Source organism: Halomonas getboli (genome assembly GCF_023094245.1).
GTDB lineage: Bacteria > Pseudomonadota > Gammaproteobacteria > Pseudomonadales > Halomonadaceae > Halomonas > Halomonas getboli.
The window spans coordinates 952,095-978,883 of sequence record NZ_JALMEW010000001.1 but is presented as its reverse complement, the minus strand read 5'-3'; the positions used below and the strand labels follow the sequence as shown (position 1 = coordinate 978,883).

Annotated in this window: 24 protein-coding genes; 7 read left to right on the top strand and 17 right to left on the bottom strand. The window is 70.7% G+C overall.

Features of this window, described 5'->3' with window-relative positions:
- Positions 1-115 precede the first annotated feature (115 nt).
- The 4 genes from MYL53_RS04705 to queC are packed head-to-tail and all read right to left on the bottom strand — an operon-like array spanning position 116 to position 2,619.
- Entirely contained in the window at positions 116-385 is a 270-nt protein-coding gene (locus MYL53_RS04705; RefSeq protein WP_247852284.1) for a YkgJ family cysteine cluster protein, read from the bottom strand.
- Positions 386-399: 14 nt separating this feature from the next.
- Positions 400-1,245 carry a 6-pyruvoyl trahydropterin synthase family protein gene (locus MYL53_RS04700; RefSeq protein ID WP_247852282.1) on the bottom strand — a complete coding sequence of 282 codons (846 nt, stop codon included), beginning with the start codon at positions 1,243-1,245 and terminating at the stop codon, positions 400-402.
- Entirely contained in the window at positions 1,245-1,886 is a 642-nt protein-coding gene (gene queE, locus MYL53_RS04695) for a 7-carboxy-7-deazaguanine synthase (RefSeq protein ID WP_247852280.1), read from the bottom strand. The genes MYL53_RS04700 and queE overlap by 1 nt, the downstream gene beginning before the upstream one ends.
- Positions 1,879-2,619 carry a 7-cyano-7-deazaguanine synthase QueC gene (queC, locus tag MYL53_RS04690; RefSeq protein ID WP_247852279.1) on the bottom strand — a complete coding sequence of 247 codons (741 nt, stop codon included), beginning with the start codon at positions 2,617-2,619 and terminating at the stop codon, positions 1,879-1,881. The genes queE and queC overlap by 8 nt, the downstream gene beginning before the upstream one ends.
- Positions 2,620-2,801: 182 nt before the next feature.
- On the opposite strand from queC, the gene MYL53_RS04685 reads away from it, so the two are divergent.
- Positions 2,802-3,212, top strand: coding sequence for an SRPBCC family protein (locus MYL53_RS04685; protein WP_247852278.1), 411 nt, complete (start codon positions 2,802-2,804; stop codon positions 3,210-3,212).
- 80 nt (positions 3,213-3,292) lie between these two features.
- Here MYL53_RS04685 and MYL53_RS04680 read toward each other — a convergent pair whose 3' ends face one another.
- The 9 genes from MYL53_RS04680 to MYL53_RS04640 all read right to left on the bottom strand — a co-directional run bounded on the left by MYL53_RS04680 (position 3,293) and on the right by MYL53_RS04640 (position 12,247).
- Positions 3,293-3,529 (bottom strand): DUF2789 domain-containing protein, encoded by a 237-nt coding sequence (locus tag MYL53_RS04680; RefSeq protein ID WP_247852276.1) that lies wholly within the window; start codon positions 3,527-3,529, stop codon positions 3,293-3,295.
- 117 nt (positions 3,530-3,646) lie between these two features.
- Positions 3,647-4,699, bottom strand: coding sequence for an asparaginase (locus tag MYL53_RS04675; RefSeq protein ID WP_247852274.1), 1,053 nt, complete (start codon positions 4,697-4,699; stop codon positions 3,647-3,649).
- 108 nt (positions 4,700-4,807) lie between these two features.
- Positions 4,808-6,034, bottom strand: coding sequence for a CynX/NimT family MFS transporter (locus tag MYL53_RS04670; protein WP_247852272.1), 1,227 nt, complete (start codon positions 6,032-6,034; stop codon positions 4,808-4,810).
- The gene (locus MYL53_RS04665; protein ID WP_247852271.1) at positions 6,021-6,554 is read right to left on the bottom strand and encodes a hypothetical protein; all 534 of its coding nucleotides are present in this window, start codon (positions 6,552-6,554) and stop codon (positions 6,021-6,023) included. The genes MYL53_RS04670 and MYL53_RS04665 overlap by 14 nt, the downstream gene beginning before the upstream one ends.
- 3 nt (positions 6,555-6,557) lie before the next feature.
- The gene (locus MYL53_RS04660; protein WP_247852269.1) at positions 6,558-7,061 is read right to left on the bottom strand and encodes a hypothetical protein; all 504 of its coding nucleotides are present in this window, start codon (positions 7,059-7,061) and stop codon (positions 6,558-6,560) included.
- Between the two features lie 59 nt (positions 7,062-7,120).
- Entirely contained in the window at positions 7,121-8,452 is a 1,332-nt protein-coding gene (locus tag MYL53_RS04655) for a DEAD/DEAH box helicase (RefSeq protein ID WP_247852267.1), read from the bottom strand.
- 153 nt (positions 8,453-8,605) lie between these two features.
- A complete protein-coding gene (locus MYL53_RS04650) occupies positions 8,606-9,205 on the bottom strand; it encodes a PqiC family protein (protein WP_247852265.1) in 600 nt (199 codons plus the stop codon).
- Positions 9,202-10,884: an intermembrane transport protein PqiB gene (gene pqiB, locus MYL53_RS04645; RefSeq protein WP_247852263.1), complete on the bottom strand. Its 1,683-nt coding sequence runs from the start codon at positions 10,882-10,884 to the stop codon at positions 9,202-9,204. The genes MYL53_RS04650 and pqiB overlap by 4 nt, the downstream gene beginning before the upstream one ends.
- Positions 10,865-12,247 (bottom strand): paraquat-inducible protein A, encoded by a 1,383-nt coding sequence (locus tag MYL53_RS04640; RefSeq protein WP_247852261.1) that lies wholly within the window; start codon positions 12,245-12,247, stop codon positions 10,865-10,867. Before MYL53_RS04640 ends, pqiB begins: the two co-directional genes overlap by 20 nt.
- 82 nt (positions 12,248-12,329) lie before the next feature.
- Here MYL53_RS04640 and MYL53_RS04635 point away from each other — a divergent pair, with 82 nt between their 5' ends.
- The 6 genes from MYL53_RS04635 (at position 12,330) to MYL53_RS04610 (ending at position 20,345) form a co-directional block, all read left to right on the top strand.
- A complete protein-coding gene (locus tag MYL53_RS04635) occupies positions 12,330-13,310 on the top strand; it encodes a calcium/sodium antiporter (RefSeq protein WP_247852259.1) in 981 nt (326 codons plus the stop codon).
- Between the two features lie 201 nt (positions 13,311-13,511).
- Positions 13,512-14,921 (top strand): cytochrome ubiquinol oxidase subunit I, encoded by a 1,410-nt coding sequence (locus tag MYL53_RS04630; protein WP_247852257.1) that lies wholly within the window; start codon positions 13,512-13,514, stop codon positions 14,919-14,921.
- Between the two features lie 3 nt (positions 14,922-14,924).
- The gene (gene cydB, locus MYL53_RS04625; protein ID WP_247852254.1) at positions 14,925-15,926 is read left to right on the top strand and encodes a cytochrome d ubiquinol oxidase subunit II; all 1,002 of its coding nucleotides are present in this window, start codon (positions 14,925-14,927) and stop codon (positions 15,924-15,926) included.
- Between the two features lie 4 nt (positions 15,927-15,930).
- Positions 15,931-17,595: a thiol reductant ABC exporter subunit CydD gene (cydD, locus tag MYL53_RS04620; protein ID WP_247852252.1), complete on the top strand. Its 1,665-nt coding sequence runs from the start codon at positions 15,931-15,933 to the stop codon at positions 17,593-17,595.
- A complete protein-coding gene (gene cydC, locus MYL53_RS04615) occupies positions 17,588-19,336 on the top strand; it encodes a thiol reductant ABC exporter subunit CydC (protein ID WP_247852250.1) in 1,749 nt (582 codons plus the stop codon). The genes cydD and cydC overlap by 8 nt, the downstream gene beginning before the upstream one ends.
- A 13-nt stretch (positions 19,337-19,349) precedes the next feature.
- Positions 19,350-20,345 (top strand): adenosine deaminase, encoded by a 996-nt coding sequence (locus MYL53_RS04610; protein ID WP_247852248.1) that lies wholly within the window; start codon positions 19,350-19,352, stop codon positions 20,343-20,345.
- 91 nt (positions 20,346-20,436) lie between these two features.
- On the opposite strand, the gene guaD is transcribed toward MYL53_RS04610, so the two are convergent.
- The 4 genes from guaD to xdhA form a co-directional block, all read right to left on the bottom strand.
- Positions 20,437-21,762, bottom strand: a complete 1,326-nt coding sequence (gene guaD, locus MYL53_RS04605; RefSeq protein ID WP_247852246.1) for a guanine deaminase — start codon at positions 21,760-21,762, stop codon at positions 20,437-20,439.
- 91 nt (positions 21,763-21,853) lie between these two features.
- Positions 21,854-22,732, bottom strand: a complete 879-nt coding sequence (gene xdhC / locus MYL53_RS04600) for a xanthine dehydrogenase accessory protein XdhC (RefSeq protein ID WP_247852244.1) — start codon at positions 22,730-22,732, stop codon at positions 21,854-21,856.
- Positions 22,719-25,226, bottom strand: a complete 2,508-nt coding sequence (xdhB, locus tag MYL53_RS04595; protein WP_247852242.1) for a xanthine dehydrogenase molybdopterin binding subunit — start codon at positions 25,224-25,226, stop codon at positions 22,719-22,721. Before xdhB ends, xdhC begins: the two co-directional genes overlap by 14 nt.
- Complete coding sequence (gene xdhA / locus MYL53_RS04590; RefSeq protein ID WP_247852240.1) at positions 25,210-26,703, bottom strand: xanthine dehydrogenase small subunit; 1,494 nt, start codon at positions 26,701-26,703, stop codon at positions 25,210-25,212. Before xdhA ends, xdhB begins: the two co-directional genes overlap by 17 nt.
- Positions 26,704-26,789 lie beyond the last annotated feature (86 nt).

Sequence of the window (26,789 nt, the reverse complement as noted above, 5' to 3'; positions counted from 1 at the left end):
GAAACGGGAAAACGCCCGGCGAGGCTCGTCTCACGAGCCTCGCCGGGCGTTTCTGTCTCCAAGGTCTTCTAGGCGCGTCCCTCGAGACCATGTTCGAAGGCGCATCCCGACAGGCTCAGGTCGCGACTTCCAGCGCGGCGATCCGCGCCAGCGCCTGATCGCGGTGCTCGCCGCACAGCTCGCGGTCGAAGTCGAAGCGCGCGCAGACCGCCGGCCGTTCGGGCCGACCGAACAGTCGGCACAGGTTGTCGTCGTCGAGCTGGGCGCAGCGCACTCCGGCGGGTTTGCCGTCCGGCATGCCGGGAATCGGCGAGCTGATCGAGGGCGCGATGCAGCAGGCGCCGCAGCCGGGGCGGCAATCGTCGCCGTCCTGGTCTGCGCTCATGGTCGGGTTCGAGCTCACGCCTCGGCCTCCGCCAGCGCCCCCTTGTCGATGCCCTCGAAGGCCTGGACGCGGGTGGCGCGGCCGGTCTCGCGGGCGATCTCTCCGGCCAGCCAGGCGGCGATCTGCTCCACCGTGGTCGGGGTCGGCATCGGGATGCAGCGCTCCCGCGGCAGGGTCAGGGCGAAGCGGCCCTGTTCGGCCGTGTAGCGGGTGGTCAGCCGGCCGTTGAAGGTGGTGTCGAGGCCCTCGACCACGTCGGCCTCGTCCACCAGGTAGCGATCGGCGAGGCGCTCGGCCCACTCGGCCTCCAGCGCCGGGCGGCGCTCGCCGTCCTGCCACACGTGCAGCCGCGAGCGATGGCCGTGGGCGATGCGCTGGCAGTTGCCGGCGTGGCGCTTGAGGCCATGGCTGTAGGTGTAGGCGGCGCCGTCGATGGCCTCGTCGGTCAACGTCAGGCGGATCGCCTCGACCCGGGCCGGCGGCTGACGGCTGAGCGAGGCGGACAGGTGCTCGGCCAGGCGCTCGGCGGTGATGGCCGGCCAGGGCAGCAGGGCGAAGGCCTGGCGCGGGCCGCGCACCTCGAACGGGTAGGGCGACTCGGCGCGCACGCACAGGCCCTCGGCGCAGTCGTGGACGTTGACGCCCGGCGCCTCGGTGGGCACCAGCAGGGTGTGATCGGGGCCCTGGTCGATGTGCGACTTGATCCACGGCTTGACCTCGCCGAAGTCGAACAGCATGCCGTCCTCGCCGAGCTCGCCGTCGAGCTCGGCGTCGACCCGCCAGCTGGCGCCGATCAGCCCGCGCTCCGGGCACCACAGCGAGGCGTCGAGATGGGTGAGGCGGTTGACGAACAGCGTCATCAGTCGATCCCCGTGATCTTGTGGGTCTGCAGCGACAGCCGCCACTGGGGATGGCTCAGGCAGTAGGCCACGGTGTCGGCGGTGACGTCTCCGCCGCCGACCGCCGCGGTATCCATCGGCTGCAGGAAGAAGTGATGGAAGTCCAGAGCGGTGAAGCGCTCGGGCGGCGCGTCGCTCTGCGGATAGACCAGCTTGAGCTCGTCGCCGGAGGTTTGGGTCAGCACGGTCTCGCCCTTGGGACTGACGCACAGCCAGTCGATGCCCGGCGGCGCCGGCAGGGTGCCGTTGGTCTCCACGGCGACGTCGAAGCCGCGCTCGTGCATGGCCTCGATCAGCGCCTCGTCGAGCTGCAGCAGCGGCTCGCCGCCGGTGAAGATCACCTGGGGCGTTGCGGTGCCCGGGGCGTCCGGCCATAGCGCGATCAGGTGATCGGCCAGGGCCTCGGCCTCATTGAAGCGGCCGCCGTGCTGGCCGTCGGTGCCGCGGATGTCGGTGTCGCAGAAGCGGCAGGCCGCGGCGGCGCGATCGGCCTCGCGCCCCGACCACAGATTGCAGCCGCTGAAGCGGCAGAACACGCTGGCGCGACCGGCCTGGCCGCCTTCGCCCTGCAGCGAGTAGAAGGCTTCCTTGACGCTATACATCATCGGTTCCTTCGGCGTCGACATCGGGCCGCCGTGAAGAGGCGTCGGCCTCGTCGCCTGTGGTGTCATAGGCGATGGGATCGACGGCGCCGTTGGCGGCGAAGGCGGCGAGTCGCTCGCGGCAGCTGCCACAGCGGCCGCAGGCCAGGGCCTCGCCGCGGTAGCAGGTCCAGGTCTTGCCGTAGTCGAGCCCCATGGCCAGGCCCTCGGCGAGGATCTCGTCCTTGCCGGCGCGCAGGTAGGGCGCATGCAGGGTCACCGGCTCGAAGTTGGCGATGCCGGCCACGGCGTTCATGGCCTCGACGAACTCGGGGCGGCAGTCCGGATAGAGCACGTGATCGCCGCCGTGGGCGCCGTAGTCGACCCGGTCGGCGCCGATGTTGACCGCCTTGGCGATGGCCAGCGACAGCAGCACCATGTTGCGGTTGGGCACCACGGTGGCCTTGAGATTGGCCTCGGCGTAGTCGGCGTCGGGCAGTGCCTGGCTTGAGTCGGTGAGCGCCGAGGCGTCGATCAGGCCATGGATGGTGGTGATGTCGACCACTTGGTGGGGTACGCCGAGCTCGCGGCAGACCTCGCGGGCGACCTCGAGCTCGCGGGCATGGCGCTGGCCGTAGTCGAAGGACAGGGCGTGGACCTCGCGGCCCTCGCGCAGGGCGCGATGCAGCACGGTATAGGAGTCCATGCCACCGGAGTAGATCACCACGGTGGCCGGATGTGAGGAATCGGACATGGGAAAACCTTTGGTCGGAGAATTTTCTTTACCGGGGTCCGGTCCGGCGGACGGGGAGTGTACTTGACCAAGGAGACAGGTGCCAGGCCGTCGCCTCTTCCAGGATCGCGTACTGGACATCCCCCTGGGGCGTCGGTGAAGCTGGCAGGCCACTCCCGAGGCCCTCAGCACAAGGAAACGGCATGGCCACCATCGAACACCGCGCCATTCTCGAGGCGCCGCCCGAGCGCGTCTTCGCCCTGCTCGAGCGGGTCGAGGACTTCGTCGACTATTCGGACCTGATCGAGCGCATCGAGCCGCTGGGCGAGGGGCGCTACCGCTGGCACGTTCACGCGGTGCGCATGGACTGGACCTTCGAGGTGGAGATCACCGAGCGTCGCGCCCCGGAGGCGCTGGCCTGGGAGTCGCGCAGCGGCGTCAGGAACCGCGGTCGCTATCGGCTGACGCCGGTGCCCGAGGGCACCGAGGTGGCGCTGACGCTGGAATACGAGATCCAGAGCCGGCTGGTGGAGAAGGCCGTCAAGCGTGCGGTGACGCCGCTGGTCAATCGGGTCAGCCAGCAGATCCTGGATCGCGTCGCGGCCAGGCTATAGCGTGACCCGGCAACGAGAACGCCGCCCGAATGGGCGGCGTTCTCGTTGGGTGGCGTTGCTTTGTTCCAGGTGCTGCCTGGTCAGTCCTTGCGCAGCGAGGCATTCAGATGGTCGACGACTTCGGCCCAGTCGGCGTCGGCCTCGATGGCCTCGCGCAGGAACTCCGCCTGGCCCTCGTTCCAGCAGGGCGCATCGGGCAGTTCCACATTCTCCGGAATCGGCGAGTTACGCTCGATGAAGCGCTGGATGGCGGCCGGCTCCGAGGCCAGTCCGAGCTGTTCGAAGAGTTCGCTGAAGGGATGATCCGGATGTTCCATGTCGGGCTACCTGTGAGGCGGACGTGTGTCTCCACTCTAGCCGCTCGCGCCTCGCCCTGACCATGGGGCGGTCGCGGCGTCTTCAACGCTGGGCCGTCCGATCCCGGCGCGCGTCCTTCAGGGGGCGGCGCGCTCGCCGACCAGCGGCGTCAGGAAGCGCCGACGGCGCTCCTCCTCCGGCAGCGGCTGAGCGAGCAGATGCACCAGCTTGGCCACGGCGGCCTCCGGCGTCATGTCGTCGCCGGACAGCACGCCGGCTTCGGACAATGCCTGCCCGGCGGCGTAGTGGCCGATGGCCACCGCGCCGTGGGGGCACTGGCTGATGGCGGCGATCAGCTTGCCCTCGCCGACGGCCTGGGCCAGCACGCCCGCCAGGCGCGGATCGTCCGGGATGTTGCCGCCGCCCCAGACCTCCAGCAGCGCGCCCTTGACCCGATCGTCCAGCAGCCAGGCCTCCAGCTGCCAGGCGGCGAGCCCCGGCCACAGCACGATACGCGGCACCGCGCCGGCGGCCAGCGGGGCATAGTCGGGCAGCTCGAAGCGCGGGGCGCCGCGCTGGGTGCGCTCCAGGCCGCGGCCCGGGTAGAGCACCGCATCGTCGTCGACCCATTCGCCGAGCGGCGGATGATTGGGCGACACGAAGGCATCGGCGTCCTGGGTCTGCCACTTGCGGCTGCATACGCCGCGCAGCAGGCGGCCGGCGAAGCAGATCGCCACTTCCTGCAGCCGTGGCTCGGCGGCGAAGCGCAGCGCCGCCTCGATGTTGGCCAGCGCATCGCTGTCGGAGGCCTCCAGCGGCTGCATGGCGCCGGTAACCACCACCGGGCGATCCAGGCCTTGCAGCTGGTAGGCCAGGCTGGAGGCGGTCCAGGCCAGGGTGTCGGTGCCGTGGATCACCACGATGCCGGCGTGGTCGGCGTAGTGATCGGCGATCAGGCCGGCCAGGCGCTGCCAGTCGCCGGGAGTGGCGGCGCTGGAGTCGATGGGTGTCGGCGTGGCGATGAGCCGGAACTCGGCCAGCCCGGCCTGGCGGCTCGGCGGCAGGGTGGCCAGGGCGGCGCGCAGGCGGGCCTCGATGTCGTGGCCGGGGACCAGCCCATCGGGGCTTTCCACCATGCCGAAGGTACCGCCGGTGTAGATGACCAGCAGGGAAGAAGCGGATGACGTCATGGAAGCTCCAGGCTGAGGTTGGGGCTCATGATAGAGCGCCTGCGTCGCCAGGCAAGAGGCGTATGGCGTCGGCGCCGGATTCAGCGGACTCTGGATCAGTGCACTGATTCAGCGAACGACGAGCCGGCCCGCGTCATCGCTGGCCAGGCGGCGATTGCGCCCGGCCAGCAGGGCGAAGCCGGCGGCGGCGGCGGCCACGGCCATCAGCGCCGCGGTGATGCCGGCGAGGCCCAGGTCGAGCTCCAGCATCACGCCGACGCCCAGCGGACCCAGCGACGCCAGGGCATAGCCTACGCCCTGGACCATGCCCGAGAGCTTGCCGGCCAGGCGGGCATCGGCGGTGCGCAGCACGATCAGCGACAGCGCCAGGCTGAAGCCGCCGCCCTGACCGAAGCCGAGCATGGTGACCCCGGCCCAGCGCCACTCGGCGGGGCCCTGGAGCAGCACCCAGAAGCCGGCGGCGATCAGGCTCAGTACCAGCACCAGGGCAGGACGCTGATCGCGACCCAGGCGCGCCACCCAGGGGGCGGACAGCGCCGCGCCGAGCTGCAGCATCACCGAGGCGCCGGTCATCCAGCCGGCCTCGGCCTCGTCGTAGCCGCGTTCCACCAGCAGGGTTGGCAGCCAGCCGAAGACGATATAGGCCAGCGAGGACTGGCAGCCCATGTAGAGGGTCACCTGCCAGGCCAGCGGCTGGCGCAGCAGTGCGCCGGAATCGCCGCGGGCGGGCGCGGTCGTCGGCGGGGGCCTATGGGACGGCATCAGCGTCTGCCAGGCGATCAGGCTGACGACCGCCAGCGCGGCCCAGCTGATCAGCGAATAGGTCCAGCCGCCCAGCGCTTCCGTCAGCGGGATGCTGAGACCGGCGCCCAGCGCGCCGCCCAGGCACAGTGCCATGGTGTAGACGCCGGTCATCAGGTCGGCGCTGTCGGGCAGCTCGCGCTTGACCAGGGCGGGCAGCAGGGTGCCGGCAATGCCGATGCCGGCACCTACCAGCAGCGTGCCGGCGAACAGCCATGCCGGCTGAGCCAGCCCGCGCAGCCCGAGGCCCACGGCCAGCACCAGCAGCGCCAGCGACAGGGTGCGCTCGGTGCCCAGCCGGCGCGACAGCCAGGGCGCCGAGGGCGCGAACAGGCCCAGGCACAGCACGGGCAGGGTGGTCAGGGCACCGATGGCCAGCATCGGCAGGCCGGTGTCGGCCTCGATGCGCGGCAGCAGCGGGGCCAGCGACGACAGCGCCGGGCGCAGATTGAGGCCGACCAGTACCATCAGGGCGATGAACGCCCAGGGCGCCGGTGAGGCCCGGTGGTGTGCACGGTGATCAGTCGTCGTCATGCTGGTCTTCCGTCTGTCGGCGGCGTCGCCAGCGCTCGGCGAATTCGGCTTCGCCCTCGAGCTCGTCGGCGGCGCCGAACTGCAGCGAGTTCGACGCGGCCAGGCCTTCGCTGGCGGCGCGCCGGCGAATGCCGCTGACGTCCTCGCTGCTGACCAGGTCGAAGTCGCCATGGGCCATGGCGCGGGCCACCAGGAGGCCTTCGTAGGTCCAGCAGCGCTGGGGGACCTTGGCGACGCGCCAGGTCTGGTCCTGCCAGTGGGCGAGACCATCGGCGTCGAGATGGAAGGCGTCATCCGGCAGCAGGGCGGCGAACAGCCGGGCATTGAGCACCAGGCCGTTATCGATCATTTCCACCGCACCGCGGTATTCGCCGCGCCTCAGCGCGGTGATTACCTCGTCTCGCGCCCGCTTGCCGTCGGGCGAGATCCTGCCCTCGCCGCACAGGTGGAGTAGGTCGGCGTCGACCTGCTTGATCACCCAGACGCGGATCGGGGGCTTGCCAAACAGTCTCTTCCACATGGCTCAGCTCATATGTTGACGCAGATCGCCTCGCACGCTGTCGATCAGGGTGATGAAGTGGCTGTCGCCGCGGGCATCGATGCGGTCGACGCGCGCCACGCTGGCCAGGCCGCGGTCGACCAGCAGCTGATCGAAGATCTCCAGCGTCATGGCTTCGGCGGTCGCCTCGGACGGCGACAGGGCGCCGTCGGTCAGGGTGAAGCTCGGCAGCAGGGAGGCGCGCACCCGGGTGGCCCCGCCCTCGGCGAGCACCCGGCGCACGAACAGCCAGCCCTCGCAGGCCAGCCGCTCGCCGGAGGCGAGCTCGCGCTGGAACAAGGTGCGGTAGCAGGCACCCTGGGTGGCGGCCTTGTCGGCCATGCTGCGATAGGCCTCGGTGGTGCGCTGGGCGGAGACGCCGGCGGATTCCAGCTGCTGCCAGGCCGCGCGGTGCTCGCGGTCGAGTTGGGCCTGGCGCTGGAAGCGCTGCCAGCGGCGGTAGTCGTGGATCAGCTCTTGCGGGTCCATGGGCATCCTTGCAGGCGTCGTGTCAGCCGATGAAGCGAATACATTCGCATTGTCGGATATTAATTGCCAGTGCGCTGGCGGTTCTGGCCGCCGCTGCGACGACGGCGGCGACGTCCCGGCGCCTGGCCGTCACCGGTGTTGCCGCCCTGGCTGCGGTTGCCACCATTGCCGTTGCCGCCGCGACCGCCTGCGTTGCCGCGGCCGTTCCCACCGCGCCCGCGGTTGCGACCGTTCTCGATCGGCTCGGGCTTGGCGTTGGGGTCGGGCTCGAAGCCGGGCTCGATGTGCTTGGTCAGATCGCGCTTCATCAGCTTTTCGATGTTGCCGAGCAGACCATGCTCGTCGACGCACACCAGCGACACCGCCTGACCGTCGTGGCCGGCGCGGCCGGTGCGGCCGATGCGGTGCACGTAGTCCTCGGCGACGTTGGGCAGCTCGAAGTTGACCACGTGGGGCAGCTCGTCGATGTCCAGGCCGCGGGCGGCGATGTCGGTGGCCACCAGTACCTGCAGGTCGCCGGACTTGAAGGCGGTCAGGGCGCGGGTACGGGCCGACTGGCTCTTGTTGCCGTGGATCGCCATGGCCGAGATGTCGCGCTTGTCGAGATGCTCGGCCAGGCGGTTGGCGCCGTGCTTGGTGCGGGTGAAGACCAGTACCTGGAACCACTGACGGCTGCTGATCAGATGGGTCAGCAGCTCGCGCTTGCGCTCGCGGTCGACCCGGTAGACGGCCTGGTCGACGGTCTCGGCGGGGGTGTTGCGGCGCGCCACTTCGATCAGCGTCGGCTCGTCGAGCAGCTTGTTGGCCAGCGCCTGGATCTCCTGGGAGAAGGTCGCCGAGAACAGCAGGTTCTGGCGGCCCTCGGGCAGCAGCTTCAGCACCTTCTTGATGTCGTGGATGAAGCCCATGTCGAGCATGCGATCGGCTTCGTCCAGCACCAGGATCTCGACGCCGGACAGGTCGACGTGGCCCTGCTGCTGCAGGTCGAGCAGGCGGCCGGGGGTGGCCACCAGGATGTCGAGGCCGGGTCGGATGGCGTCCACCTGGGGCTGCTGGCCGACGCCGCCGAAGATCACGTGGGAGGTCAGCGGCAAATGCTTGCCATAGTCGCGCACGCTGTCGCCGACCTGGGCGGCCAGCTCGCGGGTCGGGGTCAGGACCAGGGCGCGCACGCCGCGCCTGGCCGGGCGGCGGCCGTCCTTGAGGCGTTGCAGCATGGGCAGGGTGAAGCCGGCGGTCTTGCCGGTGCCGGTCTGGGCGCTGCCCAGCAGGTCGCCGCCGCCGAGGACGGCGGGGATGGCCTGGCTCTGGATGGGGGTCGGGGTGGTATAGCCCTGGGCGTCGATAGCGCGCAGCAGCTCGGGGCACAGGCCAAGATCGGAAAAGGTCATGCAGTCTCCGCGGCAACGTCACGCCGGCCTGCCGCAACGGCGGCCGGGCCAGGCGAGACGTGGGAATGAGGTGAGTCGCGGCGGCGGATGCGGCCGCGAGAGGCGCGTATTATGCCATAGCGCCGGAAAAGGCGCAGCCGAGGCGTGGCTGCGTCACGGTGTCACGCGACGCTGCTGGCGTGCGACCGCCGCCGCGATTCGCTCGGCCACGCCGTCCCAGCTGCGGCCGAGCGCCCGCACCAGGGCCGGGTAGCCGTCTTCGGCCAGGGGCGTGGCGACGCGAAAGCCGGCGGCATCGAGCAGGACCTGGTCGGCGTCCAGCAGCTGCCAGCGCCCGGCGGCCACCGCCCGGCCGTCGGGCTGGCCCTGGAAGCGCTCCACATTGACGCGCAGCTGCAGCGGTTCGTCTGCCCCGCCGGCTTCACCGTCGAGCAGCACCCGGGTGTCAGGCAGCGCGGCGGCCAGCCGCTCGCGCAGGCCGCGCTCGAGCTGTCGGCCCAGCGGCTCGGCCCAGCGATGGCCGCTGGCCTCGCGCAGGGTGATGTCGTCGAGCTGCACGACGATGCCCTGGGTGTCCAGCAGCGGCGCGAGGCGCAGCGGGCGCAGCACCAGGGAGTGCTCGGCGGCCGCCTCGCTGCCGGCCGACGCGTCGACGTCGGGCAGGGCATAGCGGGTCGCCGGTGCGCCGTCCAGGGCGCAGCCGGTCAGCCACAGCAGGGCCGCCAGGGGCAGCAGGGCGCGCGATACGATCATGGCGAACTCCTGTCGGTCGGGGCGCGGGGCGTGGGATCGTCGGTGCCGAGGCTGTCGAACAGCAGCGCGCCGGGGTTGTCGCCGAGGCGGCGTGCGGTCGGCTGAAGGTCGCGCAGCAGGCGCTCGAGCTGATCCAGGGTCTCGGTGAGGTTGCGGTAGGCCGGCGCACTGGGCGACACGCCGTCCAGGGTCTCGCGCAGCGCCGTCAGGGTACTGTTGAGCTCGCCCGGCAGGGCACGGGTCTCGGGATCGTCGAGCAGTTCCTGGACGCCGGCGGTGAGCTGGCGCACCTGGTTCAGGGTGGCCTCCGAGGTGGCCAGATTGGTCTGTAGACCGTCGAGGATCGGTTCGAGCTCCAGGTCGTTGAGCTTGTCGAGCAGCGCGGTGATCTGGCCCTGGATCTGCGCCAGACCGCCGGAGGCGGTGGGGAAGACGGGGCGTTCGGCGAAGGTCTCGGGCCGATAGTCGTCGCTGCGCTCCGGGTCCAGGCTGAGGTCGACGAACAGCGCGCCGGTCAGCAGGTTGCCGCTCTTCAGCGAGGCGCGCAGGCCGCGCTGGAACAGCCGCTGGAAGCGCTGGTGCCACTCGTCCAGGTCCAGGGTGTCGCTGTCGATGCCGAGCCGCTGGGGCTCGATGCGGATCAGCACCGGGATCGCCAGCCGCGCGTCGCGCTCGGGCTGGGGCGAGGTGAAGTTCCACGGCACGCTGGCCACGGTGCCGACCCGCACGCCGCGGAACTCCACCGGGGCGCCGCGGGACAGGCCGCGCACGGTGTCCTCGATCAGCAGCACGTACTCGAGGTAGCGGTCGAAGGTGCCTTCGCGGGCGCTATCCTCGTCGGCGTAGAGGGTGAAGGTACTGTCGGGCTCGGCCTTCAGGCCGCGGGGCAGATCCTCGGGCACGCCGAAGGTGACGCCGCCGCTGACCATGGCTTCCAGCGAGTCGAGCTTGACGCGCACGCCCTCGGAGTCGAGCCGCAGGTCGACGCCGCTGGAGGACCAGAAGCGGGTGTTGTCGGTCACCAGGCGGTGATAGGGGCTCTCGATGAAGATGCGGTGGTGCATGCGGCGGGTCTCGACGTCGAAGTCGGCTTCCTCGACACGGCCCACGGTGAAGCCGTGGTAGGTGACCGGGTCGCCCACGCTCAGGCGGTTGCCGACCTCGCTGAGCAGGTTGATGCGCAGGCCCTCGGCGCCGGGCGGGGCCACCGGCGGCTGTTCGGTGACCGTGAAGCGGCTGGCCTCCTCGTCGCTCTCCCCGGGCTCGAGCTGCAGGTAGGCGCCGGACAGCACCGTGTTGAGCCCGCTGATGCCCTCGCGGCCGATACGCGGCTTGACCACCCAGAAGGTGCTGTCCTCGACCAGCATCGGTTCGGCCTCGGGCTTCATGCGCGCGGTCAGCACGACCTTCGAGAGATCCTCGGACAGGTCCACCGATTCCACCTGGCCGATCTCGACGTTGCGGGTCTTGATCAGGGTGCTGCCGGCCTCGATGCCGTCGGCGCTCTCCATGGTCAGGGTGATCGTCGGCCCGCGGCTCAGATAGCTGTCATAGACCAGCCAGGCGCCGATCAGCAGTGCCACGATGGGCACGATCCAGATCGGCGACAGCGGTGCCTGGCGAGTGGCCCGGGCGCGGTGCTCGTCGTCGGGCGTGGCGTCAGGGGGCGTGTCGTTCATGCGGGGCTTCCTCGTCCGCGGTGAAAGATGGACCGTCCCAGATCAGGCGGGGGTCGAAGGTCATGGCGGCCAGCATGGTGAGCACCACCACGCTGCCGAAGGCCACGGCCGCGGGGCCGGGCTCGACCGCCATCAGATTGCCGGCGCGGATCAGCGCCACCAGGATGGCGACCACGAAGATGTCGACCATCGACCAGCGGCCGATGAACTCGGTGATGCGGTACAACCGGGTACGCACCGGGGCCCTGAGGGCGTGGGCCCTGGGCGCCACCAGGCACAGCCAGGTCATGGCCAGCAGCTTGCCGATCGGCACGATCACGCTGGCCACCAGGATCACCAGCGCCACCGGCCAGGAGCCCATCTCGATCAGCTCGACGATGCCGCCGACGATGGTGTTGGGGCTGGCCCGGCCCAGGCTGACGGTGGTCATGATCGGATAGACGTTGGCCGGCACGTAGAGCACCGCCGCCGCGGCGAGCAGCGCCCAGGTGCGCTGCAGGCTGTGCGGGCGGCGGGCGAGGAGCGGTTCGCCGCAGCGCTGGCAGCGGCCATGGCCGTGCTCGTCGAGGCGTCCCACCAGGCCGCAGGTGTGGCAGCCGGTGAGCCCCTGGGGGGCGGCGGGGCGGCCGGTCTGGCTGCCCTCGGGGGCCGGCGGCTCGCCTTCCAGGGCGAACCACAGCCAGTCCCGATCCACCGACTGCGTGGTGGCCAGCAGCAGTACGGCGAAGGCGCCGAAGGCCCAGAAGGCCGGGCCGAGCTCGATCTGAGCCAGGCCGGCGATCTTGATCAGGCTGACCAGGGTGCCGATCAGGAAAACGTCGGCCATCATCCAGGGCTGAAGATGGGCCAGAGCGCGGGCCGCGCTGCGGCTGGCCGGCAGCGGCCGTCCGCCGAGCAGGCCAAGCTGCAGCCACACCACGGCCAGCAGATAGAGGGCCGGCAGCACCAGAATGGTCAGTAGCACGACGATGGCCACCAGTGGCGCGTGGTGGCCGATCAGGTCGGTGGCGGTCTGGGTCAGATCGATGCGGTTGCCGACGCCGCGCACGCTGAAGGCCAGGAAGGGGAAGGCCGTGGCGATCGCGAGGCTCGCCAGCGCCGAGATCGCCAGCGCCAGGCTGCGCTGGGCCGGATAGCGATGGCGGCTCACCTCGGCGTGGCCGCAGCGCGGACACACGGCCTGTTCGCCGGAATGCAGCGGCGGCAGGGCCATCAGCCAGTCGCACTCGTGACAGGCGCGCAGGCGCCTACGATTGGCGCGAGCCTCCGGCGGGGTGCGGTCGACGTAGGGTGCCGGCGGGGGCTGGGGGAGATGGCGAAGGGCCGGCCTTGGCACGGCGATGACGTCCTCCTGACGATCCATGGCTCTGTCGGCAGTGTGTCACGTTGACGCGGGGGGCACCATAGTCAACCATGCGCGTCTCATTCGTTCCGATGGAGACACCATGATGCTTCCCGCCCTGGCGGTGGTGGCAGGCCTGATCCTGCTGGTCTGGAGCGCCGAGCGCTTCGTTGACGGCGCGGCGGCGACGTCCGCGCGACTCGGTCTATCGCCGCTGTTGATCGGCATGCTGGTGATCGGTTTCGGCACCTCGGCGCCGGAAATGGTGGTTTCGGCCATCGCCGCCGGCCAGGGCAACCCCGGGCTGGCGCTGGGCAACGCCTACGGCTCGAACATTGCCAATATCGGTCTGATCCTGGGGTTGGTGGCCCTGATCTCGCCGCTGGGCGTGCACTCCGGGGTGATCCGCCGAGAGCTGCCGGTGCTCGGCGGGGCGACGCTGCTGTCGGCGGTGCTGCTGCTGGGCGGCGTGGTGCGCCTGGAGGGCGTGCTGCTGTTGCTGGTGCTGGCGGGTTTCATGGCCTATAGCGTCATCCAGGGGCTGCGTGACGGCGCCGATCCACTGTCGTCCGATACCGAGACCGACCTGGCGGCGCATCCGATGACCATGAAGGCCGCCCTGACCTGGACCGTGGTCGGCCTGGTGCTGCTCGTGGCCAGCTCCCGGCTGCTGGTATGGGGCGCGGTGGATATCGCCCAGAGCCTCGGGGTCAGCGATCTGGTGATCGGCCTCACCGTGGTGGCGGTGGGCACCTCGCTGCCCGAGCTGGCCTCCTCGATCAGCGCCCTGCGGCGCGGCGAGCACGACCTGGTGCTGGGCAACGTGGTGGGTTCCAACCTGTTCAACACCCTGGGCGTGGTGGGCCTGGCCGCGGTGATCGCGCCGATCGACGCGGGCCGCGAGGTGCTGCTGCGCGACTGGAGCCTGATGGCCGCCATGACGGTGCTGATGGTGGTCTTCGCGCTGGGCTGGCGAGGGCGTCAGGGCCGCATCAATCGCCTCGAGGGCGGCGTGCTGCTGGCCATGTACGCGGCCTATATCGGCTTCATGGTGCACCTGGTGGCGGAGAGCCGCATGGCATGATGCACTGCGACATCGCGACACATATGAGTGACATCTCGGCGGGTTAAGATGGCTTCGTTGCCTGTTCCCGTGGTCAGGATTTCGACTAGTCTGGGGCAGGCAAGGGGGATGAATGCGGCAGGGCGCTCGCGCCCGACGAACAAGAGCACGCAGAGTGCCCTCGCATCACGTTCATCGATCCGCAGGAACGAGGTATCACCCATGGAACTGGATCCTCTGCTGCTCTCGCGGCTGCAGTTTGCCTTCGTGGTTTCCTTCCATGCCATCTTTCCGGTCTTCACGATCGGGCTGGCATCCTATCTCGCCGTGCTCAACGGCCTCTTCTACCGCACCGCCAACCCCGCCTGGGAGCGCCTGGCGATCTTCTGGACCCGCGTCTTCGCCGTGGTATTCGGCATGGGCGTGGTCTCGGGCATCGTCATGTCGTTCCAGTTCGGCACCAACTGGAGCAACTTCTCGCTGGCGGCCTCCAATATCCTCGGGCCGCTGCTGAGCTACGAGGTGGTCACCGCCTTCTTCCTCGAGGCCGGCTTCCTCGGCGTGCTGCTGTTCGGGCGCGGCAAGGTGCCCCAGGGCGTGCATCTTTTCGCCTCGATCATGGTGGCGCTGGGCACCTTCATCTCGGCCTTCTGGATTCTGGTCGCCAACAGCTGGATGCAGACGCCGGCCGGGTTCGAGCTGGTCGACGGGCGCTTCCATATCACCGACTGGAGCGAGGCGATCTTCACCGCCTCCTTCCCGTATCGCTTCCTGCATTTCGTGTTGGCCTCCTTCCTGACCGGAGGTTTCGTGGTAGCCGGCGTCAGCGCCTGGTACCTGCTGCAGGGGCGTGATCCACAGGCCAACCGCAAGGCGTTCTCCATGTGCCTGTGGTTGCTGCTGGTGCTGGCGCCGGCCCAGGCGCTGGTGGGCGACGAGCATGGCCTCAACACCCTGGAGCATCAGCCGACCAAGGTGGCGGCCATGGAAGGCAACTGGGAAAGCCAGTCGCGCACGCCGCTGCTGCTGTTCGCCTGGCCCGACCAGCAGGCCCAGGAGAATGTCGTCGAACTCGGCCTGCCCGGCGTGGCCAGCCTGATCCTGACCCATGACATCGACGGCGTGGTGCCGGGCATCAGCGAGGTGCCGCCCGAAGAGCAGCCGCCGGTGTGGCTGGTGTTCTGGTCGTTCCGCGTCATGGTGGCCATGGGCCTGGCGATGATCGCGGCGGTGCTGATCGGCGCCTGGCTGCGCGCGCGCGGCCGGCTCTATGAGCATCGCGGCTATCTGCAGTTCATGCGCGTCATGACCATCACCCCGTTCCTGGCGGTGCTGGCCGGCTGGTTCGTCACCGAGATCGGCCGCGCGCCCTGGCTGGTGTACGGCATCATGACCCAGGCCGAGGCGGTGACCCCGTCGCTGACCGGGGGCATGGCGCTGTTCACCCTGATCGGCTATGCGCTGGTCTATGCCGTGGTCTTCTATGCCGGCACCCTGTACCTGACCCGGGTCGTGCGCCAGGGCATGCTGCCCGAGCCGCCCCATGACGACACCGTGGAGCGCCCCAAGCGGCCGCTGTCCGCCGCCCATGTGTCGTTCGAAGACGCCGCCAACCAGCCGGGAAGGAGCTGAACCATGGAAATGTTCGATCTGACGCTGATCTGGGCCGGCATCATCGGCTTCGGCGTGATCATGTACGTGCTGATGGATGGCTTCGATCTGGGCGTGGGCATCCTCTTTCCCTTCGCCCCCGACGAGGACAGCCGTGATGTGATGATGAACTCGGTGGCGCCGATCTGGGACGGTAACGAGACCTGGCTGGTGCTCGGCGGGGCAGGGCTGCTGGCGGCCTTCCCGGTGGTCTATTCGGTGTTCCTGCCGGCGCTCTACATCGGCGTCTTCCTGATGCTGGCGGGGCTGATCTTCCGCGGCATCGCCTTCGAGTTCCGTTTCAAGTCGCATCGCAACCGCCGCTGGTGGAACCGCGCCTTCTTCGGCGGCTCCACCGTGGCGGCCTTCGCCCAGGGTGCGGTGGTCGGCGCCTATATCCAGGGCTTCCCGGTCGAGAACTTCGTCTACGTCGGCGGCGCCTTCGACTGGCTGACGCCCTTCAGCGTGCTCACCGGCCTCGGCCTGGTGGCCGGCTATGCGCTGCTCGGCGCCACCTGGCTGATCATGAAGAGCGAGGGCCACATCCAGGAATGGGCCTATCGGCTGGCGCCGCGTCTGCTGATCGCGGTGCTGGCGGTGTTCGCCATCATCAGCCTGTGGACGCCCTTCGTCGATCAGGCGGTGCGCGAGCGCTGGTTCGGGCATCTGCACCTGCTGTGGGTGTTCCCGGCGCTGGCGCTGCTGTGCGCCTACTGGATGTGGCGCTCGGTGAAGGAACGCCGTGAGGGCCAGCCGTTCGTCGCCACCCTGGGGGTGTTCGTCTTCACCTACCTGGGGCTGGTGGTCAGCAAGTGGCCGGTGATCGTGCCGCCGAACTACACCCTGTGGGACGTGGCCTCGGCGCCGGAATCGCAGCTGTTCCTGCTGCTCGGCATGCTGTTCGTGATTCCGATCGTGCTGACCTACACCGCCTGGAGCTACTGGGTGTTCCGTGGCAAGGTCCGCGTGGGCGAGGGGTATCACTGAGACGATGACGCAGGCATCGACATCGCGCGCCTGGCTCGCCGGCCTGGCGCGCGCCGAACGAGGGCGGCTGGGCCTGGCCGTGGGCTGCGGCCTGGTCGCCGGCATCGCCACCGTGGCGCAGCTGGTGCTGCTGGCCTGGCTGGTGGCATCGCTTCTGGTGGAGGGCCGTGAGCCCTCCACGCTGTTTCCGGCCTTCGTCGCCCTGGCGGGGCTGATGGGGCTGCGGGCCCTGGCCCAGTGGGGCCAGGAGACGCTGGGGCTGGCTGCCAGCCTGCGGCTGCGCCGCCGGGCCCGGAGCGAGCTGCTCGATCATCTGGAACGGCTCGGGCCGGTGGGCCTCACCGGCCATCACAGCGCCAGTCTGGCCCAGCGGGCAGTGGACCAGGTGGAAGCGCTGGACGGCTACGTGGCCCGCTTCCTGCCCCAGCGCTATCTCGCCGTGCTGCTGCCGCTGGTGATCCTGTCGGTGGTGGCCTGGCTCGACTGGCTGGCGGCCCTCTTCCTGCTGCTGGCGGCGCCGCTGATCCCGCTGTTCATGGCGCTGGTGGGCATGGGCGCCGAGCGGCTCAACGAGGAGCAGTTCGATGCGGTGGCGCGGCTGTCGCGCCACTTCATCGACCGGGTCCGCGGCATCACCACCCTGCAGCTGTTCGGCCGCACCGCCGCGGCCACCGAGGAGGTGCGCGCCGCCGCCGACGACTACCGGCGCCGAACCCTGCGCCCGCTGCGCCTGGCCTTTCTGTCCTCGGCGGTGCTGGAGTTCTTCGCCGCCGTGTCGATCGCCGTGGTGGCGATCTACGTCGGCTTCGGCCTGCTCGGCTACATCAGCTACGGGCCGGCCGACCAGCTGACGCTGTTCTCGGGGCTGCTGGCGCTGCTGCTGGCGCCGGAGTTCTTCCAGCCGCTGAGAAGCCTGGCCCAGCACTACCATGATCGAGCCTCGGCGCTGGGAGCGGCCGAAGGCATGGTGGCGTTGCTCGACGAGGCGCCGCGCCGCAGCGGCCTGACGCCGGCCGCGCCCCATGCCTCCCGCGCGCTGGTCGAGCTGGAGGCGGTCACGGTGTCGCATCCCGAGCGCGGCCGGGTGCTGGGCCCGCTGGACCTGACGCTGGCGCCGGGCGAGGTGCTGGCGATCAGCGGGCCCTCCGGGGCCGGCAAGTCGACCCTGCTGCAGCTGCTGGCCGGCTTCCTCGATCCCGACGGCGGCCATCGTCGTCAGCGCGCGCAGCTCGAGGTGGCCTGGATGGACCAGCGCCCGTTGCTGATCCACGGCAGCCTGGCCGACAACCTTCGCCTCGCGGCGCCCGTCGCCGATGACGCCGCGCTGCACCGGGCGCTCGTCGCCGCGGGCCTGGGCGAACTGGTGGCCGGGCTGCCCGACGGGCTCGACACCCGACTCGGCGAGCGCGGGGTCGGGCTCTCCGGCGGCCAGGCCCAGCGCCTGGCGCTGGCCCGAGTGTTTCTCTCCGAGGCGCGGCTGGTGCTGCTCGACGAGCCTTCCGACAGCCTCGACGCCGAGAGCGAAGCGGTGGTGATCGAGGCGCTGATGGCGCTGGCCGCCGAGGGCCGCAGCCTGGTCATCGCCAGCCACCGGGCCGCCCCGCTGGCCTGCGCCGACCGCCACTTGACGCTGCGCGACGGCCGCCCCGAGGAGGTGCCCCATGACTGAGCGACGCGGCACGATCGCGACCCTCGCGCCCTGGCTGCGGCTGCTCGGGCGTCGCCGCGGCCGGCTGCTGGCCGGCGGCGCGCTGATGGCGCTGGCGCTGGCCTCGGCGATCGGGCTGCTGGCGCTGTCCGGTTGGTTCATCACCGCCACCGGGCTGGCCGGCATCGCCCTGGCCGCCGGAGGCGCCATGACGCTGGACGTCTACGTGCCGGGCGGCGGCATCCGCGGCTTCGCCGTGACCCGCACCGCGGCGCGCTACGTCGAGCGGCTCTACAACCACGACACGGTGCTGCGCCTGCTGGCCGATCTGCGCGGGCGGATGTTTGCGGTGCTGGCCGGGCTCGACGGCGAGACGCTGTCGCGGCGCCGGGCCAGCGACTGGCTGAACAGGCTGACCGCCGACATCGACACCCTGGACAGCTTGTTCCTGCGCCTGCTGGCGCCGGCGGCGGTGGCGCTGCTGGCGATCCTCGCCCTGGCCGGCTTCCTGGCGATCTGGTCGCCGGCGGCGGGTCTTGCCGTCGCGGGGCTGCTCGGCGCCGCCTGGGGCTGGCTGACGCTGGGGCAGGCGCGGTTGGGGCTGGCCGCCAGTCGGCGTCGGGTCGACGAGCTGGAACGCTTGCGCGGGCGTGTGATCGAGCAGCTCCAGGGGCTCGCCGAACTCGAGACCTACGGCACCCTGGCCGGCCAGCGGCGGCGCCTCGAGGCCATCGAGGATCGGCTCTACGCCGATCAGCGCCGTCTGGGACGGTTCTCGGCCCTGGGCACGGCGGTGGCGGGACTGGCCGTCGGGCTCGGCTGGCTATCGGCGCTGTGGCTGGCGGCGCTGGCCTGGCAGGCCGGGGCGCTGTCCGGCCCGCTGATGGTGATGATGCCGCTGGCGGTGATGGCGATGAGCGAGGCGCTGACCGCGCTGCCCATGGCCTTCACCCCGTTCGGCGCGACCCTGGCCGCCGCCGAGCGGCTCAATGCGCTGAAGGACGCCCGCCGGGACGACGTCGCGCGCGCCGAGGCGTCGCTGCGCCCCGGTGCGCTGGCACTCGCCCTGGAGGACGTCGCGCTGCGCTATCCCGGCGCCCTGACGCCGGTGTTCGACGGCTTCTCGCTGACGCTTTCTCCTGGCGAGCGGTTGGCCGTGCACGGGGTCTCGGGCAGCGGCAAGTCGAGCCTGGCGGCGCTGGTCACCGCCCAGCGGGCGCCCGACGCGGGCCGCGTGCGGCTGAACGGCGCGCCGGTCGGCGAGATCGCCCCCGAGGCCCTGGCCGAGCGGGTCGCCTGCCTGACCCAGCACACCGAGCTGTTCGACGACAGCCTGGCGGCGAATCTTCTGCTGGCGGCGCCCGAGACCGATGACGCGCGGCTGTGGGCCGTGCTCGAGGCGGTAGAACTGGCCGACTGGGCGGAATCCCTGCCGCGCGGGCTCGACACGCGGGTGGGCGAGAGTGGTCGGCGGCTCTCCGGCGGACAGGCAAGGCGCGTGGCACTGGCGAGGCTGCTGCTGCGCGACCCCGGCCTGGTGATCCTCGACGAGCCCTTCGCCGGCCTCGATCCGGCGCTGGCCGCGCGCATTGCCGCGCGCCTCGATGGCTGGCTCGCCGGGCGCAGCGTGCTCTATCTGGTGCACGAGCGGGCCGAGCAGACGGCGCTGCCCGGCGTCGACCGCTGGCAGGCCTTGGCCCTGGTCGGCGACAAGGGCTTTGCGCCGTCGCGCGGAATCTTTCACCATAGTGCAAAGCATTGATATGAGGTGATTCATGCGGGATTTCCTGAAGGCCCTGCCCAAGGCCGAGCTGCATCTGCACATCGAGGGCACCCTGGAACCCGAACTGATGATGGCGCTCGCCGAGCGCAACGGCGTGACGCTGCCCTACGCCTCGGTGGAGGAGGTGCGTGCCGCCTACGATTTCGCCGACCTGCAGTCCTTCCTGGACCTCTACTTCCAGGGCATGAGCGTGCTGCTCACCGCCCGGGACTTCGAGGACCTGGCCATGGACTACTTCCGGCGCGCCGCCGCCGAGGGCGTGGTGCACGTGGAGATGCACGTCGACCCCCAGGCGCATCTGTCGCGGGGCGTCACGCTGGACGCGGTGATGGAAGGGCTCGAGCGCGCCCGCCGTCGCGCCGAGGACGAGCTGGACCTGTCCACGGCGATGATCCTGGCCTTCCTGCGCGACCGGCCCGCCGAGGAGGCCGAGGCGTTGCTGGAGCAGGCCGCGCCCTATCTCGACCGGGTCGACGCCGTGGGCCTCGACAGTGCCGAGGTCGGCCATCCGCCGAGCAAGTTCACTCAGGCGTTCCACCGCGCCGTCGAGCTCGGCCTGGCGCGGGTCGCCCACGCCGGCGAGGAGGGGCCACCGGCCTATATTCATGAGGCGCTGGACCTGCTCGACGTCTGCCGCATCGATCACGGCGTGCGCTGCCTGGAAGACGAGGCGCTGGTCGCGCGGCTACGCGACGAGGCCATGGTGCTGACCGTGTGCCCGCTGTCCAACCTGCGGCTCAAGGTGGTCGAGCGCATGGAGGCGCATCCGTTGCCGGCGATGCTCGAGGCCGGGCTCAACCTGACGCTGAACTCCGACGATCCGGCCTACTTCGGCGGCGGCATGCTGGAGAACTTCCTCGCCTGCCAGCGCGCCTTCGGCTGGTCCCGCGCGACCTTCAGCCGGCTCGCCGGCAACGCCATCGAGGCGGCCTTCATGAGCGAGGAGCGCCGCTCGGAACTTCGCGCCAGGCTCGCGGCCTGCGGCTGATCGCGGCGGCATTCCATGAGACAAGGGCGGCTCCTCGGAGCCGCCCTTTTTTCGTACCTGCCTGGTACCTGATACGTGCCTGGAGGCGCGATCAGGCGTCTCGCTGATGCACCCGCCGGCCGTTGGCCCAGGTGGCGTACACGGTGCGGTCGTCGCCGAGCATCATCAGCGCGAACAGCGTCTCGGCGAGCGTGCGGCAGCGTGCGGTGCGACGGGCCAGCAGCGGCGTGGCCTGGGGGTCGAGCACCACGAGGTCGGCTTCACCGCCCTCGCGCAGGCGGCCGATGCGCTCGTCCAGGTGCAAGGCCCGGGCGTTGCCCAGCGTCAGCCGGTAGAAGCCCTGCCAGGCGGTGAGCGGCTGGCCGCGCAGCTGGCCGACCTGATAGGCGGCCTTGAGGGTGGCGAGCCCCGAGAGATCGGTGCCGGCGCCCACGTCGCTGGCGAGCGTGGTGGCGAGCCCCGCCTCGCGGCAGGCCAGGCGATCGAACAGCCCGCTGCCGAGGAACAGGTTGGAGGTCGGGCAGAAGGCGACGTTGGCGCCGGCCTCGGCCAGCCGGCGGCGCATCGGCTGGTCGAGATGGATGCCGTGGGCGAAGGTGCTGCGCGGACCCACCAGCCCGTAGCGCTCGTAGACGCCCAGGTAGTCCCGGCATTCGGGAAACAGTTCGGCGACCCAGGCGATCTCGCCCTCGTTCTCCGACAGATGGGTCTGCAGGTGCAGGTCCGGGGCGTTGCGCAGCACCGCCCCGGTGGCCTCGAGCTGCTCGCGGCTCGAGGTGGGGGCGAAGCGCGGGGTCAGGCTGTAGCCGAGGCGGTCCCGACCGTGCCAGTCGCCGATCAGCCGCTCGCTGTCGGCCAGCCCGCCGAGGGGATCGTCGACCAGCGCCTCGGGGGCGTGTCGATCCATCAGCACCTTGCCGGCCAGCATGCGCAGGCCGCGGGCCTGGGCGGCGGTGAAGAAGGCGTCCACCGAGCCGGGATGCGAGGTGCAGAACACCTGGGCGGTGGTGGTGCCGGCGCGCAGGGTCTCGTCGAGGAAGGCCTCGGCCACCGCTTCGGCGTGGGCGCGCTCGGCGAAGCGACATTCCTCGGGGAAGGTGTAGTCGTTGAGCCAGTCGAGCAGCTGGCGGCCGTAGGAGGCCATGATATCGAGCTGGGCGTAGTGCACGTGGCTGTCGATGAAGCCCGGCATCATCAGCTTGTCGCCGTAGTCCACGGTCTCGATGTCCGCCGGCAGATGCTGGGCCAGCTCGGCGTGGTCGGCCACGGCGTGGATGTGGCCGTCGACCAGCCAGACGGCGCCGTCTTCCAGATGGCGCACGCTGCCCGCGGCCGGGGCGTCGTCTTCGCCCGGATCGGCGTCGAAGCTCAGCAGCGGGCCGCGCAGCAGGCGCATGTGGGGTTGGGGGTCGGTCATCAATCTCTCCGCTGAACGCCGCTTGGCCGGCGCTTGGAAAAGTCGGATTCTGTTGGGTTCTGGCGAATGTTCTGGCGCTTATCGGTGGATCTTAGCGATCCGAGGGAAACGCCTGGCGCAGCGTCTCCGGGGCGACGCCGCGTCGGTCGTCGCGTGCGGTGTCGGGCTTGAGCGTCAGCAGCTCGGCCGCCACCGCCAGGGCGATCTCGCAGGGCCGCTTGCCGTGGGCGCCGGGCACGCCGATCGGGCAGCGCACCGTCGCCAGCGCGGCCTCGTCGTGGCCGGCATCGCGCAGCCGGGTCTTGAAGCTCGCCCACTTGCTGTCGGAGCCGATCATGCCGATCGAGGCGCAGTCGCCGCGTCGGAGCAGGGCATCGACCAGGGCGCGATCCTCGGCGTGGTCATGGGTCATCACCAGCGCGTGGCAGCCGGCGGGCAGCGCGGCCACCGCGCCTTCTACGTCCACTCCCTCAACGTTCGCGCCCTCGTCGCGGCTCGCCAGGCGAATATGGAGCAGGCGGTCGCGGTCGGCAACGTCATCCGGGAAGGCATGCTCGCGGCTGTCAAACCACCATACGCGCCAGGGCAGCGGGGCCAGCGCCTGGACCAGCGCCCGGCCGACGTGGCCGGCGCCGAACAAAGCGATTTCCATCTCGGCGCCGGCGAACGGCTCGATCAGCACGTGCACGTAGCCGCCGCAGCACTGGCCGGAGCGCCCGCCCAGCGGGAAGGCCTCCAGCCGGGTATCGGTGCGGCCGCTGGCCAGCGCCTCGCGGGCGGCCTCGATCACCTGCTGCTCGAAGTGGCCGCCGCCCAGGGTATCGTGAACGTCGTCGGCGGTGATCACCATCTTGGCGCCGGGCTCCCGCGGGGTGGAGCCGGCCACGCCCACCACGCTGGCCAGGGCGTGGGGGCGCGCCTCGCGCTGCAGGCGGGCGAGCGCCGCGTACCAGGGCTCAGGCGGGTGCATGGTCGGGCCTCTCGTCACGATCGGCATCCAGGTCGGCATCGGCGGTGGTGCGGGCCTTTCGCAGGGCCTCGGCGGCCATCAGCACCCGCTCCGGGGTGGCGGGCGTGTCCAGCGCCGGGCTGACGCGGTAGTCGGCGAGGCTCGCCAGGGCGTCGCGCAGCGCCGACCACACCGAGATGCCGAGCATGAAGGGCGGCTCGCCCACGGCCTTGGAGCGGTAGATGCTGGCCTGGGAGTTGGGATGACCCTGCATCAGCTCGACGTTGAACGTCTCGGGCAGGTCGCCGAAGGCCGGGATCTTGTAGGTGGCCGGGCCGTCTGAGACCAGTCGGCCGGTCTCGTTCCAGACCAGCTCCTCGCTGGTCAGCCAGCCCATGCCCTGGATGAAGCCGCCCTCGATCTGGCCGATGTCGATGGCCGGGTTCAGCGAGTCGCCCACGTCGTGGAGGATATCGGCGCGGCTGAGGCGGTACTCGCCGGAGAGCGTGTCGACCTCGACCTCGGCCACGGCGGCCCCAAAGGCGTAGTAGTAGAAGGGCCGGCCGCGGCCGGTGGCGCGGTCGTAGTGGATCAGCGGCGTGGCGTAGAAGCCCTTCTCGGACAGCGAGACGCGGCCGATATAGGCGGCCTGGACCAGCTCGCCCCAGGGGATGCGCGTCTCGGCCTCGCCGAGCCCGGCCACCAGCTGGCCGTCCTCCAGGCGCATGGTCTCGCGGTCGAGCCCGCCGGCGTCCTGCTCGAAGTGGCCGGCGGCGAAGTCGAACAGCCGCTCGCGCAGCTTGCTTGCCGCGTCGCGGGCCGCCTGGCCGTTCAGGTCGGCGCCGCTGGAGGCGGCGGTGGGCGAGGTATTGGGCACCTTGTCGGTACGGGTGGCGCTGATGCGCACGCGTTCCAGGTCGAGCCCCAGCTCCCGGGCCACCACCTGGCACACCTTGGTGTGCAGGCCCTGGCCCATCTCGGTGCCGCCGTGGTTGATCAGCACGCTGCCGTCGGTGTAGACGTGCAGCAGCGCGCCGGCCTGGTTGAGATGCTGGGCGGTGAAGGAGATGCCGAACTTCACCGGCGTCAGCGCCAGGCCGCGCTTGATGATCGGGCTTGCCGCGTTGAAGTCGGTGATCTCCCGGCGCCGGGCCCAGTAGTCGCTGCTCTGTTCGAGCTGGTCGATCAGGTCGTGGAGCAGGGTGAGCTGCTCGACGCGCTGGCCGTAGTGGGTGATATCGCGGGTGACGTCCAGCGGTGTGCCGTCCTCGCCCTTGGCCCGATACAGGTTGCGCTTGCGCACGGTCAGCGGGTCCTCGCCGAGATGGCGGGCGATGTCGTCCATGGCGCGCTCGATGATCATCATGCCCTGGGGGCCGCCGAAGCCGCGGAAGGCGGTGTTGGACGCCTTGTGGGTGCGGGCGCGCTGGCCGGTCACCCGGGCCTCGCCCAGCGAGTAGGCGTTGTCGGCGTGGAACATGGCGCGGTCGACGATGGCCTCGGACAGATCCGGCGAGTAGCCGCAGTCGCCGATCACGGTGATGTCGCCGCCAGCGAGCACGCCGCGCTCGTCGAAGCCGAGGCGATAGCGGTTGTGGAAGGGGTGGCGCTTGCCGGTGGCGCGCAGGTCCTCGGCGCGGGGCAGGCGCAGCTTGGCCGGGCGGTTGGTGCGTCGGGCGATCAGCGCGGCGATGCAGGCCCAGGGCGAGGCCTGGGTCTCCTTGCCGCCGAAGCCGCCGCCCATGCGGCGCATCTCCATGGTCACCGCGTGGAAGGGCACGCCGAGCACCTCGGCGACCAGCTTCTGGCTCTCGCTGGGATGCTGGTTGGAGGTGTAGACCATCACGCCCTCGTCCTCGGAGGGCACCACCAGGCAGGCCTGGCCCTCGAGGTAGAAGTGCTCCTGGCCGCCGACGAACTGCTTGCCTTCCAGCACGTGGGGCGCCCGCTCGAGGGCCGTCTGCCAGTCGCCGCGCTCGTGCACGTGGGTGGGGCGCACGAACTCCTCGCGCTCGGCGGCGGCCACCGGGTCCAGCGACGCCGGCTGCTCGTCGATCTCGACGATCGCCTCCCGGACCGCCAGTCGGGCCTCGCGGTGGCTCTCCGCCGCCACCGCGAACAGGCTCTGGCCGAGGTAGCTGATCTCGTCATCGGCGAAGATCGGGTCGCCCGGGAACACCGGGCCGATGTCGGTATGGCCGGGCACGTCGGCCAGGGTGATCACGTCCACCACGCCCGGCGCTTGGCGTACCTTTTCCAGGTCGAGCCGAGTCAGCCGGCCGTGGGCGACCGGCGAGAAGCCCACCGCCACGTGAAGGGTGTTGGCCGGCGTGGCGATATCGTCGATATAGGGCGCGCGGCCGGTCACGTGCTTGACGGCGCTCTCGTGGGCGCGGGCATGGCCGGACGCCTCCCGGGAGGCGCTGGCCGGGGACGTCTCTGAAGCACGAGCGTCTTCGGGCGAGGTAGTGCGAGTGGCTTCGGGCGAGGTTGAGAGCCTAGTGAGCGTACGCATCGAGAGTCACCTTGGTCGCGGAATCATTGTTGTCGTTGGCGGCCTGCTCGGCGGCGATCATCAGCCGCAGCCGCTCGAGCAGGTTGCCGGCGGCCAGGCGCCGGTACTCGGCGCTGCCGCGCACGTCGGACATCGGCGCGAGCTCCTCGCCGAGCGCGACGCGGGCGGCGGCGAAGGCGTCGGCCTCCGGGGCGCGGCCCTCCAGCGCCGCCTCGGCGGCGGGAGCGCGGCGGGGGACGGCCGCCATGCCGCCGAAGGCCAGGCGCACGTCGCGCATCACGCCGTCTTCCAGGCGCCAGGCGAAGGCGGCGAGCACCGCGGAAATGTCGTCCTCACGTCGTTTCGACAGCTTCCAGACCTTGAGATTCTGCGCCGCGCTCGGATGCGGCAGGAAGACGGCGGCGATGAACTCGTCCTCGGCCAGCGCCGTCTTGCGGTAGTCGAGGAAGAAGTCGGACAGCGGCAGCTCCCGCGGGCCGCGGGGGCCGTCGAGACGCAGCCGGGCATCCAGGGCCAGCAGCACCGGGGGGGTGTCGCCGATCGGCGAGGCGTTGGCGATGTTGCCGCCGAGCGTGGCGCGGTTGCGGATCTGCGAGGAGGCGAAGCGGTGCATCAGGTGTGCGAAGGCCGGGTAGGGCGCATCCAGCAGCGGCGTCAACCGGGCCAGGGTGACCGAGGCGCCGATCCACCAGCCGCTATCCACTTCCTCGATGGCATTCAATTCGGCGACCTGGCGCACGTCGATCAGATCATCCAGCGCCTTGAGCTGCTGGGTAGCCTCGAGCCACAGGTCGGTGCCGCCGGCCACCAGGCGGGCGTCGGGGCGCTCGGCCTTGAGGGAGCGCAGGGCGGCTAAGTCCTGGGGCCTGACGTAGTGGCTGACGTCGTGGCCCTCGGCGGCGGGCTCGCCGTCGCGGGGCTGGCGCAGCCAGGCGACGTTGCCGGCAAGCCCGGCGTCCACGGCCCAGGCCGGATTGGCCGCGGGATAGTCGCCCATGGTCAGGGCGGCATCGCGGATCGGCCGGTAGCCGGTGCAGCGGCACAGGTTGCCGCCCAGGGCCTCTTCCAGACGCGCCTGGGTGAGCGGGGCGGGGCGCCGTTGCTGCTCCTCGTAGAGGGTGAACAGCGACATCACGATGCCCGGGGTGCAGAAGCCGCACTGGCTGCCATGGCAGTCGACCATCGCCGCCTGGGCGGGGTGCAGCCGCTCGTCGGCGGCCAGCCCCTCGACGGTGACCAGGTGGCAGCCGTCGAGCTGGTGGGCCGGGGTTAGGCAGGCGTTGGCGTTGTGGTAGACCAGTTCGCCGTCGCCGCCGGGCTCGCCGATCGCCACGGTGCAGGCGCCGCAGTCGCCGGAGGCGCAGCCTTCCTTGGTGCCGGTCTGGCCGAGCCGGTCGCGCAGCAGCTCGAGGGTGCTGGTGTCCGCGCTCACGTCGCGACAGCGTTGGCGCCTGCCGTTGAGGTAGAAGTCGATCATGGGTGTCGGCTCCGATTGTGGTTGTAGTGGCCGGGAAGCATGGGATGACTTGATTCTTGACCATATGGTCAGCTTTGGCAAGTGGT